12 protein-coding genes are annotated in these 11,860 nt (G+C 62.6%); 7 read left to right on the top strand and 5 right to left on the bottom strand.

All coding sequences use genetic code 11. The features are described 5' to 3' along the window. From ABWP92_RS13735 to ABWP92_RS13715, 5 genes are all read right to left on the bottom strand, one after another. The coding region (locus ABWP92_RS13735; RefSeq protein ID WP_353235955.1) for a bifunctional aconitate hydratase 2/2-methylisocitrate dehydratase at positions 1-1,978 on the bottom strand (1,978 nt) is incomplete at its 3' end. A gap of 147 nt (positions 1,979-2,125) precedes the next feature. Then, positions 2,126-2,725 (bottom strand): hypothetical protein, encoded by a 600-nt coding sequence (locus tag ABWP92_RS13730; protein WP_353235954.1) that lies wholly within the window; start codon positions 2,723-2,725, stop codon positions 2,126-2,128. A 63-nt stretch (positions 2,726-2,788) separates the two neighbouring features. Next, complete coding sequence (locus ABWP92_RS13725) at positions 2,789-3,808, bottom strand: HpcH/HpaI aldolase/citrate lyase family protein (RefSeq protein ID WP_353235953.1); 1,020 nt, start codon at positions 3,806-3,808, stop codon at positions 2,789-2,791. Then, positions 3,805-4,581, bottom strand: a complete 777-nt coding sequence (tam, locus tag ABWP92_RS13720) for a trans-aconitate 2-methyltransferase (RefSeq protein ID WP_353235952.1) — start codon at positions 4,579-4,581, stop codon at positions 3,805-3,807. The genes ABWP92_RS13725 and tam overlap by 4 nt, the downstream gene beginning before the upstream one ends. A gap of 21 nt (positions 4,582-4,602) precedes the next feature. After that, entirely contained in the window at positions 4,603-5,589 is a 987-nt protein-coding gene (locus tag ABWP92_RS13715) for a malate dehydrogenase (protein WP_353235951.1), read from the bottom strand. 226 nt (positions 5,590-5,815) lie between these two features. Between ABWP92_RS13715 and ABWP92_RS13710 the strand changes: the two genes are divergently transcribed. The 7 genes from ABWP92_RS13710 (at position 5,816) to ABWP92_RS13680 (ending at position 11,779) form a co-directional block, all read left to right on the top strand. Beyond that, positions 5,816-6,607: a GntR family transcriptional regulator gene (locus ABWP92_RS13710; RefSeq protein ID WP_353235950.1), complete on the top strand. Its 792-nt coding sequence runs from the start codon at positions 5,816-5,818 to the stop codon at positions 6,605-6,607. A 132-nt stretch (positions 6,608-6,739) separates the two neighbouring features. Continuing rightward, on the top strand, positions 6,740-7,162 hold the full coding sequence (gene sdhC, locus ABWP92_RS13705) for a succinate dehydrogenase, cytochrome b556 subunit (RefSeq protein ID WP_353235949.1): 423 nt from the start codon (positions 6,740-6,742) through the stop codon (positions 7,160-7,162). A gap of 44 nt (positions 7,163-7,206) precedes the next feature. After that, positions 7,207-7,572, top strand: a complete 366-nt coding sequence (gene sdhD, locus ABWP92_RS13700) for a succinate dehydrogenase, hydrophobic membrane anchor protein (protein WP_353235948.1) — start codon at positions 7,207-7,209, stop codon at positions 7,570-7,572. 33 nt (positions 7,573-7,605) lie between these two features. Continuing rightward, complete coding sequence (sdhA, locus tag ABWP92_RS13695; protein ID WP_353235947.1) at positions 7,606-9,411, top strand: succinate dehydrogenase flavoprotein subunit; 1,806 nt, start codon at positions 7,606-7,608, stop codon at positions 9,409-9,411. Positions 9,412-9,441: 30 nt separating this feature from the next. Next, positions 9,442-10,146: a succinate dehydrogenase iron-sulfur subunit gene (locus ABWP92_RS13690; protein WP_353235946.1), complete on the top strand. Its 705-nt coding sequence runs from the start codon at positions 9,442-9,444 to the stop codon at positions 10,144-10,146. 5 nt (positions 10,147-10,151) lie between these two features. Continuing rightward, on the top strand, positions 10,152-10,424 hold the full coding sequence (locus ABWP92_RS13685) for a succinate dehydrogenase assembly factor 2 (RefSeq protein WP_353235945.1): 273 nt from the start codon (positions 10,152-10,154) through the stop codon (positions 10,422-10,424). A 56-nt stretch (positions 10,425-10,480) separates the two neighbouring features. Beyond that, positions 10,481-11,779 (top strand): citrate synthase, encoded by a 1,299-nt coding sequence (locus tag ABWP92_RS13680; protein ID WP_353235944.1) that lies wholly within the window; start codon positions 10,481-10,483, stop codon positions 11,777-11,779. The last annotated feature ends 81 nt before the right edge of the window (positions 11,780-11,860 follow it).

Below are 11,860 nucleotides of genomic sequence, written 5' to 3'. Positions count from 1 at the left end.
GGTCGGGCTTGGCCAGCCATGCTTCCACCTTCTCGATGCGGCGCTCCAGCGTCTTCGCGTCTTCGTAGCCATCGGCGATCATGTTCTTCATCAGAACGATGTTCGACTTCAGGTACTCGGCGATCGGCTCTGGGTTGAGCTTGATCGTGCAGCCGGCGGCGGAGCGTTCAGCGGAGGCGTCGGACAGCTCGAACGCCTGTTCGACCTTCAGGTTGGGCAGGCCTTCGATTTCCAGGATGCGGCCCGAGAACTCGTTGATCTTGCCGGCCTTGGCAACGGTCAGCAGACCTTGCTTGATGGCGTACAGGGGAATCGCATGCACCAGGTCGCGCAGAGTCACGCCGGGCTGCATTTCGCCCTTGAAGCGCACCAGAATGGATTCGGGCATGTCCAGCGGCATCACGCCGGTAGCAGCGCCGAAGGCCACGAGGCCGGAGCCCGCGGGGAAGGAGATGCCGATCGGGAAGCGGGTGTGCGAGTCACCGCCGGTGCCGACGGTGTCGGGCAGCAGCAGGCGGTTGAGCCAGCTGTGGATCACGCCGTCGCCAGGACGCAGGGACACGCCGCCGCGGTTGGAGATGAAGGCAGGCAGCTCACGGTGCGTCTTCACGTCCACCGGCTTGGGATAGGCGGCCGTGTGGCAGAACGACTGCATGACGAGGTCTGCCGAGAAGCCCAGGCAGGCCAGGTCCTTGAGTTCGTCACGCGTCATCGGGCCGGTGGTGTCCTGAGAACCCACGGTGGTCATGCGCGGCTCGCAATAGGTGCCCGGACGAACACCCTGGCCTTCGGGCAGGCCGACGGCGCGGCCCACCATCTTCTGCGCCAGCGTGAAACCGGCGTTGGATGCGGCGGGAGCCTGCGGCAGGCGGAACACGGTGGAAGCCGGCAGGCCCAGCGCCTCACGCGCCTTGGCCGTCAGCGAACGCCCGATGATCAGGTTGATACGGCCGCCGGCACGCACTTCGTCGAGCAGCACGTCGGACTTGAGCTGGAAGTCGGCAACCTTGGCGCCGTTCTTCTCGATCTTGCCGTCATACGGGAAGATGTCGAGCACGTCGCCCATGTCCATCTTGGAGACGTCCACCTCGATCGGCAGCGCGCCGGAATCTTCCTGCGTGTTGAAGAAGATCGGAGCGATCTTGCCGCCCAGCGTCACGCCGCCGAAACGCTTGTTCGGGACAAAGGGGATGTCCGCGCCGGTAGCCCAGATCACGCTGTTGGTGGCGGACTTGCGCGACGAGCCGGTGCCGACCACGTCACCCACGTAGGCGACGAGGTGGCCCTTCTTCTTCAGGTCTTCGATGAACTGGATCGGGCCGCGCTTGCCGTCTTCCTCGGGCTTGAACGCCGCGTCGGGGCGCGTGTTCTTGAGTATCGCCAGATAGTGCAGAGGAATATCGGGGCGGCTCCATGCGTCGGGAGCGGGGGAGAGGTCGTCGGTATTGGTCTCGCCCGGCACCTTGAACACGGTGACGGTGATCTTCTTCTGGACTTCGGGGCGCGATGTGAACCACTCGGCATCCGCCCAGCTTTGCATCACTTCCGTAGCCTTGGCATTGCCGGCCTTGGCCTTGGCTGCCACGTCGTTGAAGAAGTCGAACATCAGCAGTGTCTTCTTCAACGCATCGGCTGCAACGCCCGCCACTTCCGCGTCGTCCAGCAGCTCGATCAGCGGGTGCACGTTATAGCCGCCCACCATGGTGCCGAGCAGCTCGGTCGCCTTGGCCTTGGAGATCAGGGCCACCTTGACCTCGCCGTGCGCAACGGCGGCCAGGAAGGAAGCCTTGACCTTGGCCGCATCGTCCACGCCTGGGGGAACGCGGTGGGTGAGCAGGTCCAGCAGGAAGGCGTCCTCACCGGCCGGGGGATTCTTGATCAGCTCGATCAGTTCGGCTGTTTGCTTGGCATCAAGCGGCAGCGGCGGGATACCGAGTGCGGCGCGCTCAGCCACGTGGTCACGGTAGGCTTTTAGCATGTCTAGTTCTCCGAAAGTTTTGGTTTTCAATCAATCGTTGGGGCAAAAATAAGCAAGTCCCCGCCCGGCCGACCTGCGGTCAGCCGTACAGAGACCCGCCAGAGTGTTCAGTTCGAAGCGGCTACCCGGAAGCTGTTGAGCAGGAGCTTATTTGCTGCTGGTGTTCAATCCTTCAAGCAGGCTGGGCTGGGGGTTCTTGCGCATCGCCTCGGCCACGGCCACCTGATTGGGGCTCATGCACTCGTCGGCCATGCGCTGGCCCTGCTTCTGGTTCAGCAACATGGACTTGTTGGCGATCTGGACCCAGACGGCTCCGGCCTTCTGGTCTTCCAGGCGCACCGCGCCCGTGGATGTCGCCACGGGCTGCATGTGGTACTTGAAATTCTTGCCCGTCACGTTGAAGCGGCCGGGCGAATTCACATCTTTCTCGATATCGACGTAGGCGCCCAGCTCGCAAGGCATGCGGCCGGTGTTGACGTTCTCGGCCAACGCCAGTTCGGCGGGCGAGAGCGCGGCTTCCGCAGCCATGAAGCCGGTGGCCACCTGGCTCGATGCGCTCTTGAGCTGAGCGCTGTTGGTCTTGGCCGGAGCCTTGGCAGCAGCCGTCTTCTTGGCGGTCGTGGTCTTCTTGGCTGTCGTGGCCTTTTTGGTCACGGCGGGCTTGGCTGCCGCCTTGGCCGCATCGCCCTGCGCGAATGCGACGGCGGGAGCCAAGAGAATCAGTGCGGTCGTGATGAAGGTCTTCATTGCGACTCTCCTACTATGGAAATACAGGTGAACAGGGGCGTTGAAAGCATAAAAATAACCGATTCATGCGACAACATTGCCACTATTCGTGACAAACCAGCCTTTGGCCTGTTCCGGCAACATGCGGCCAGTCTGGTGCGCGCGGTCGAGCACTTGCCAGAAATACCGGTAGCTCGCACGATCGTGCAGAACGCCGTCTTCGCTGATCGGAGCCCAATCGGCGGCGATGGCGGCAGAGATGATGCGCGCGGCGCGGGCGATTTCCGCGTCGTCGGGTGCGAGCGCGGCCAGGATGGGCCTGATCTGCGCGGGGTGGATGCTCCACATGCGCGTATAGCCGAATTCGCGGCTGGCCTTGCGCGCGGCGGCCTGCATGGCATCTGTATTGCTGAATTCGGTGACCACGCAATGCGAAGGCACCTTGCCGTGCGCGTGGCAGGCCGAAGCGATCTCGAGCTTGGCGCGCACCACCAGCGGATGCTCGAACTGCCCCGCCGATGTCATGCCCGATGCGGGAATCGCGCCGCCATGGGCCGAGACGAAATCCATCAGGCCGAAGCTCAGGCTCTGAATGCGTGGATGCGAAGCAATGTCGAACGCCCGGTGCACGGCCGCGGGCGACTCGATCAGCGCATGCAGCGGCAGCTCGCGCGCGCCAGCCGCATCGAGCGCGCGCACTGCGATCTCCACGTCGTCGAGCGACTCGACCTTGGGAATCATGATGTGGCACAGCCTATCCCACGCCTCGCCGGCAATGGTGGCCATGTCGTTGGCGAACGCCGGATGATCGACGGTATGCACGCGCGCCGCCACGCGCGCGCCCGGCGCGGCCTCGCGAGCGAGCTGGGCCACCAGGGCGGCGTGCTCGCGCTCCAGCCCGACAGGGGCGCCGTCCTCGCAATCCAGGGTGACGTCGAACACACAGTGCCCGAACTCCGCGCGCATCTCGTCCTGCAACTGCAGGCTCTTGCGCATGCGCGCCTCCACGCCGCTGTAATGGTCGCAGACGGGAATGGACTGCCGCCCTGCTTGCGCTCCGAGCAATACAGTGGCGGGGTGGGCGGTGGCGGCTGTCGTCGTCATGCGGGGCGTTGGGCAACAATGAACATGCGCGGAAAGGCCAGCAGGCGCCTGCCGTCGCTGCGCACGGGATATTCGGAATCGATCCGCTGTTGGTAACTCGCAAGAAACTTCTGCCGCAAGTCTTCGGACAGGGGATCGACAAAAGGCTTGAGTCCGGTGCCGCGCACCCACTCGACAATGGCCGCGGCGCACTCCATCGGGTGCTGGTACACGGTGTGCCAGACATCGACCTGCGCGCCTTGCCCGGCAAGCAGGTCGTAATATTCTTCAATGCGCAGCAGCTCGGTGCGCAGCTTGCTCACATCGCCGATCGGCTCCCTGTAGAGCGATTCAGCGGCCAGTTCGCGCATATGGCGGTGCGTGGGCTCGGCGCGGTTGTCGGGCATCTGCACCGCCAGCACGCCACCGGGTGCCAGAGCCTTGAACAGGCGCGGGATCAGCGTTTCGTGATCGCCCACCCATTGCAGCGCGGCATTGGCATAAACGAGATCGGGTGCCGAGTCGGGCACCCAATCCTTGATATCCGCGGCGACAAAGTCCACGCCGGGCAGGCGCCTGGCGGCGCTCTCCAGCATGGCTCTGGAATTGTCCACCCCGGTCACGCGGGCCCCGGGGAACCGTGCGACCAGCAGCTCGGTGGAGTTCCCCGGCCCGCAGCCCAGATCCACCACACGGGATGGATGGGTGAGCGGCACCCGCGCGAGCAGCTCACGGGCAGGGCGCGTGCGCTCGTCCTCGTAGCGGCTGTAGAGTTGGGGGTTCCAGTCTTGCATGGGGTGGACCGTTGCCGGGAATTACAGCAGGTGCTTCACGCCGTCCTGTTCGCCTTGCAGCTCGGCCAGCGTCTTGTTGATGCACTCTTGCGAGAACGCGTCGATTTCCAGGCCTTCGACGATCTTGTACTCGCCGTTTTCAGTGGTGACCGGGAAACCGAACACGATGCCTGCGGGAATGCCGTATTCGCCGTTGGAAGGCACGCCCATGGTGACCCACTCGCCCTTGGTGCCCAGAGCCCAGTCGTGCATGTGGTCGATGGCGGCGTTGGCTGCCGATGCGGCCGAAGACAGGCCGCGAGCGGCGATGATGGCAGCGCCGCGCTTGCCGACGGTGGGCAGGAACACGTCCTTGTTCCAGACCTGGTCGTTGACCATGTCCTTGACCGACTTGCCATCCACCGTGGCAAAACGGTAGTCGGCGTACATCGTCGGCGAGTGGTTGCCCCAGACGGTCAGCTTGCGGATGTCGCCCACCTTGAAGCCTGCCTTGGCGGCCAGTTGCGATGCGGCGCGGTTGTGGTCCAGGCGCAGCATGGCGGTGAAGTTCTTGGACGGCAGATCAGGCGCCGACTTCATGGCGATGTATGCGTTGGTGTTTGCGGGGTTGCCGACCACCAGCACCTTCACATTGCGCGAGGCCACGGCGTTCAGTGCCTTGCCTTGTGCCGTGAAGATCTGCGCATTGGCGGCCAGCAGGTCGGCGCGCTCCATGCCGGGGCCGCGAGGACGGGCGCCGACCAGCAAAGCGTAGTCGGTATCCTTGAAGGCTTGCATCGGGTCGCTGTGCGCCTCGATGCCGGCCAGCAGAGGGAAGGCGCAATCTTCGAGCTCCATGATCACGCCCTTCAGAGCGTTCTGAGCCTTTTCGTCGGGAATTTCGAGCAACTGCAGAATGACCGGCTGGTCCTTGCCCAGCATTTCGCCGGAAGCGATGCGGAACAACAGTGCGTAACCGATTTGACCAGCGGCGCCGGTGACGGCAACGCGAACGGGCTTCTTGCTCATGAATAGAACTCCAAAAAAATGAGGACAGTCTGTGTTGGTGCCAGGGTGCGCCAGCCCTGAAAATATCCAGCCTGCGCCCCGCAATAACGACTGTAGAGTTTACCGCCGATTCATTGACATGGTCAATTTGTCTTATGTCTTATATAAGATATGATGTCAGGCAACGACTTCTATCCCGAGCATGTCGATCCGGCGTTTTTGCGGATCGGCCAATCAGCCCATTGGCATGGCATCCAACTCCACACCCTCTTCGAATTCATCCACCGCCAGCGCGGGAGGAGGCGGTGTCTCTGCTCCGGCTTTCAGCCCCCTGTATCAGCAGATCAAGGGCCTGATCCTGCACAGCCTGCAGCACGGAGAATGGAAGCCGGGCGAGGTCATCCCCAGCGAAATGGACTTGGCCGCGCGCTTTCGCGTCAGCCAGGGAACCGTCCGCAAGGCCATTGACGAACTCGCGGCCGAGAATCTTCTGATGCGCAGGCAGGGCAAGGGCACTTTCGTCGCCACCCATGCGGAGCGCCAGGTCCAGTACCGTTTCCTCAGGCTGCTGCCCGACTCGGGCGACGCCCGCGAGGAAGGCCCCGCGCAGCGGACCATCCTGGAGTGCAAGCGCAGCCGCGCATCGGCGGAGGTCGCCCGGGCATTGCAAGTTCGCACCGGAGATCCGATCATTCAGGCGCGCCGTATTCTGTCGTTCGTCGGGGTGCCCACCATCCTGGAGGACATCTGGCTTCCCGGCCAGGCCTTCAAGGGACTGACAGCCGAGCAGATGGCGGAATACCAAGGCCCGACCTATGCCATGTTCGAGCTCGACTACGGAGTGCGCATGGTTCGCGCAGAAGAGAAAATACGCGCGGTTCTACCCGATGAAGACCAGTGCGCATTGCTGCGCGTCTCGCAGCAAACGCCCTTGCTTTCCGTCGAGAGGCTCGCATACACCTACAACGATGTTCCGATGGAGTTACGCAGAGCGCTCTATAGAACTGACACACATCATTATCACAATTCACTGAGTTGACATCTACTTTCCCGCTAGAGCGGAATGTGGGATAAGCAATAACCACAACCCGGTGACATTGCGTTGCAATAGAATTTTGGGTTGTCCGCATTCGCAATTACAAAGCAGTTACATCCACGAAAGCACTCTGACATGACTGAGCAAGCCAAAAAGCGGCCTGAGTTCCGCAACATCAACGTCTTCAAGGATCTCACGACATACCGCATGCCAGCGGCAGCCGTTCTATCGATCCTGCACCGCGTCAGCGGCATGATCCTGTTCATCCTCTTGCCTTTCATCATCTGGATGTTCGACAAGTCGCTTTCCTCCGAGATCTCCTATGGTGACTTCACTTCGGTCTTCCATGGTCCTTGGGGCTGGTTCGTCAAGCTGGTGTGCCTGGCGCTGATCTGGGGTTATCTGCACCACTTCTGCGCCGGCCTGCGCCATCTGCTGATGGATGTGAACCATCACGTCGTGACCAAGGAATTCGGCAAGTCCTCCGCGCTCGTGTGCTTTGCGGTCAGCCTGGTGCTGACCGTGGTGCTCGGCGCCAAGCTGTTCGGCCTGTTCTGAGCGGCCGCTTCTTTTCAATTCCCTCACGATAAGGAAAAAGAACCATGTCCGTGAATTACGGCTCCAAGCGCATCGTGGTTGGTGCGCACTATGGCGTGCGCGACTGGCTGGTCCAGCGCGGCACCGCTGTGCTGATGGCACTGTTCACCATCGTCTTGATCGCCCGCATCCTGATGATCTCCGGCCCTATCGGCTATGACGGCTGGGCTGGCGTTTTCGCGCCCCAGTGGATGAAGTTCCTGACCTTCGCCCTGATCATCTCGCTGCTGTGGCATGCATGGGTGGGCGTGCGCGATGTCTGGATGGACTACGTGCCCGCCACCGGCCTGCGCCTGGCGATGAACGTTTTCACCATTGTCTGGCTGGTTGGCTGCGCAGGCTGGGCCTTTCAGGTCCTGTGGCGTCTGTAATCGAGACACGCTCTCCACGATTGAAGGTTAAGAATGAGCTACACAAAAGCAAATATCACCAAGCGCAAGTTTGACGTCGTGATCGTCGGCGCTGGCGGATCCGGCCTGCGCGCTGCGCTGGAGCTGTCGCGCGCGGGCCTGTCCGTGGCCTCCCTGTCCAAGGTGTTCCCCACACGCTCGCACACGGTTGCCGCGCAGGGCGGCGTGTCCGCATCGCTGGGCAACATGTCCGAAGACAACTGGCACTATCACTTCTACGACACCATCAAGGGCTCCGACTGGCTCGGCGACCAGGATGCGATCGAATTCATGTGCCGCGAGGCGCCGAACGTCGTGATCGAACTCGAGCACTTCGGCATGCCGTTCGACCGCAACCCCGATGGCACGATCTACCAGCGCCCATTCGGCGGCCACACGGCCAACTACGGCGAGAAGCCCGTGCAGCGCGCCTGCGCGGCCGCCGACCGCACCGGCCACGCGATGCTGCACACGCTGTACCAGCAGAACGTCAAGTCCAAGACCAACTTCTTCGTGGAATGGATGGCCCTGGACCTGCTGCGCAACACGCAAGGCGACGTGGTCGGCGTGACCGCCATCGAGCTCGAAACCGGCGACCTCTACGAACTGCATTCCAAGGCCGTGCTGCTGGCGACGGGCGGCGCGGGCCGCATCTTCCAGGCATCGACCAACGCGTTCATCAACACCGGCGACGGCCTGGGCATGGCCGCCCGCGCGGGCATCCCGCTGCAGGACATGGAATTCTGGCAGTTCCACCCCACCGGCGTGGCCGGCGCCGGCGTGCTGCTGACCGAGGGCTGCCGCGGCGAAGGCGCCATCCTGCTCAACAGCGAAGGCGAACGCTTCATGGAGCGCTACGCTCCGACGCTCAAGGATCTGGCGCCGCGTGACTTCGTGTCCCGCTCCATGGACCAGGAAATCAAGGAAGGTCGCGGCTGCGGTCCCAACAAGGACTACATCCTGATGAAGCTCGACCACCTGGGCGCCGACACCATCCGCAAGCGCCTGCCTTCCGTCGAGGAAATCGGCCACAACTTCGCCAACGTGGACATCACCAAGGAGCCGATCCCCGTGGTGCCCACCATCCACTACCAGATGGGCGGCGTGCCCACCAACATCCACGGCCAGGTCGTGGTGTGGGATGGCCAGCAGAACCAGGTCGTCAACGGCCTCTATGCCGTGGGTGAATGCTCCTGCGTCTCCGTGCACGGCGCGAACCGCCTGGGCACGAACTCGCTGCTCGACCTGCTGGTGTTCGGCAAATCCGCGGGCAAGCACATCGTCCAGTTCGTCAACGGCTTCGGCGATCATCACGAAGTCCCCGCGGATGCGGCCGACCAGACCCTGGCTCGCCTCAACGAGCTGGACAACTCCAAGGAAGGCGTCTACGCCCAGGACGTCGCCGGCGACATCCGCACCACCATGCAGCAGCACGCCGGCGTGTTCCGCACGCAAAAGAGCATGGACGAAGGCGTTCAGAAGATCAACGCCATCCGCGAGCGCGTCGGCTCGATCGCCCTCAAGGACAAGTCCAAGGTATGGAACACGGCGCGCATGGAAGCGCTGGAAGTCGACAACCTGATCGAAGTCGCCCAGGCCACCATGACCTCCGCTGCCGCACGCCACGAATGCCGCGGCGCGCACACCGTGTACGACTACGAGCACCCGGCTGATGACCCGAACTTCCCGCTGGGCCGCAACGACAAGGAATGGCTCAAGCACACGCTGTGGAACAGCAGCGACAACAGCCTGTACTACAAGCCCGTGAACCTGAAGCCCCTGACAGTGGAGAGCGTGCCTCCCAAGGTCCGCACGTTCTAATCCAGCAGCCCACGACAAGAGATTCAAAACATGAAGCGCACTTTCAAAATCTATCGCTACGATCCCGATAAGGATTCCAAGCCCTACATGCAGACCGTCGAGCTCGAACTCGACGGCCACGAGCGCATGCTGCTGGATGCACTGGTCAAGCTCAAGGCGATGGACCCCTCCATCTCGTTCCGCCGCTCGTGCCGCGAAGGCGTGTGCGGCTCGGATGCCATGAACATCAACGGCAAGAACGGCCTGGCCTGCCTGACGAACATGAAGACCCTCAAGGGCGACATCGTTCTGAAGCCGCTGCCGGGCCTGCCGGTGATCCGCGACCTGATCGTGGACATGACGCAGTTCTTCAAGCAGTACCACTCGATCAAGCCCTACCTGCAAAGCGACCTGTATGCATCGCCCAGCAAGGAGCGCCTGCAGTCGCCCGAAGAGCGCGAAGAGCTCAACGGCCTGTACGAGTGCATCCTGTGCGCGAGCTGCTCCACGAGCTGCCCGTCGTTCTGGTGGAACCCCGACAAGTTCGTGGGTCCGGCGGGACTGCTGCAGGCATACCGCTTCATTGCGGACAGCCGCGACACCGCGACCGAGCAGCGCCTGGACAACCTGGAGGATCCGTACCGGCTCTTCCGTTGCCACAGCATCATGAACTGCGTGGACGTGTGCCCCAAGCACCTGAACCCGACAGTTGCCATCGGCAAGATCAAGGAACTGATGGCCCGTAGGGCCATCTGATAGCAATGGTGGAAGAAACCCTGCTCGACGAACGCGAAGCATCGGTACTGCGCTGGCGCTGCCGGCGCGGCCTGGTTGAAAACGATCTGTTCGTCGAGCGCTTCTTTGCCAGCTACGGCTCGCGCCTGACGACAAGCCAGGCGCGCGGACTTTCCGCACTGATGGACCTCTCCGACAATGACCTGCTCGATCTTCTGCTGCGCCGCAAGGAGCCAGAGGGCGAGCTGGCCACGCCGGAAATCCTGACGGTGCTGGAGCAGCTACGCCCGCATGCATAGCAGCGGCCGGGGCCAACCGGCACTCCGATGCGGATCAATTATTGAAGGAAAATGAAATGAAACTGGCAGACAACAAAGCGACGCTATCGTTCAGCAACGGCAGCCCTAGCGTAGACCTCCCCGTATACCAGGGCACCATCGGCCCCGACGTGATCGATATCCGTAAGCTGTACGCGCAAACGGACATGTTCACCTACGACCCGGGTTTCCTGTCCACGGCGTCCTGCCAGTCGGCCATCACCTACATCGACGGTGACAAGGGCGAGCTGCTGTATCGCGGCTACCCCATCGAGCAATTGGCCACCAACTGCAACTACCTTGACACCTGCTACCTGTTGCTGTACGGAGAACTGCCCAATGCACAGCAGAAGGCCGAGTTCGAAAACCGTGTGACCAAGCACACGATGGTCAACGAACAGATGCAGTTCTTCCTGCGCGGCTTCCGCCGTGACGCACACCCGATGGCCGTGCTGACCGGCCTGATCGGCGCACTGTCGGCCTTCTATCACGACAGCACGGACATCAACAATCCCGAGCACCGCGAAATCTCCGCGATCCGCCTGATCGCCAAGCTGCCGACGCTGGTTGCCATGGCATACAAGTACGGCAAGGGCGAGCCCTACATGTACCCGCAGAACCACCTGTCCTACGCGGGCAACTTCCTGCGCATGATGTTCGGCACGCCTTGCGAAGAGTACAAGGTGAACCCGGTCATCGAGCGCGCGATGGACCGCATCTTCATCCTGCACGCGGACCACGAGCAAAACGCATCCACCTCCACCGTGCGCCTGTGCGGATCCTCCGGCACCAACCCGTTCGCCGCCATCGCGGCGGGCGTGGCCTGCCTGTGGGGCCCCGCGCACGGCGGCGCGAACGAAGCCTGCCTGAACATGCTGGAAGACATCCAGCGCATGGGCGGCGTCTCCAAGGTCGGCGAATTCATGGAGAAGGTCAAGGACAAGTCCTCCGGCGTCAAGCTGATGGGCTTTGGCCACCGCGTCTACAAGAACTACGACCCGCGCGCCAAGCTCATGCAGGAGACCTGCAATGAAGTGCTCGCGGAACTCGGCCTTGAAAAGGACCCGCTGTTCGCGCTGGCCAAGCAGCTCGAGAAGATCGCCCTGGAAGACGACTATTTCGTCTCGCGCAAGCTCTACCCCAACGTGGACTTCTACTCCGGCATCGTGCAGCGCGCCATCGGTATTCCAGTGAACCTGTTCACCGGCATCTTCGCCCTGGCACGCACCGTTGGCTGGATCGCCCAGCTGAACGAGATGATCAGCGACCCGGAATACAAGATCGGCCGCCCGCGCCAGCTGTACACCGGCGCCGCACGCCGCGACATCAAGCGCTGATCCGCGCTTCACCCGGTACGGCACGAGAGTGGCCGTACCCCTACAACAAAAAACCCGGTGGCTGGTGCCTCCGGGTTTTTT

The organism is Diaphorobacter ruginosibacter, assembly GCF_040396215.1.
Taxonomy (GTDB): Bacteria; Pseudomonadota; Gammaproteobacteria; order Burkholderiales; family Burkholderiaceae_C; genus Diaphorobacter_A; species Diaphorobacter_A ruginosibacter_A.
The sequence above is the reverse complement of the archived record's forward strand: the minus strand, read 5'-3'. Positions and strand labels throughout refer to the sequence as shown.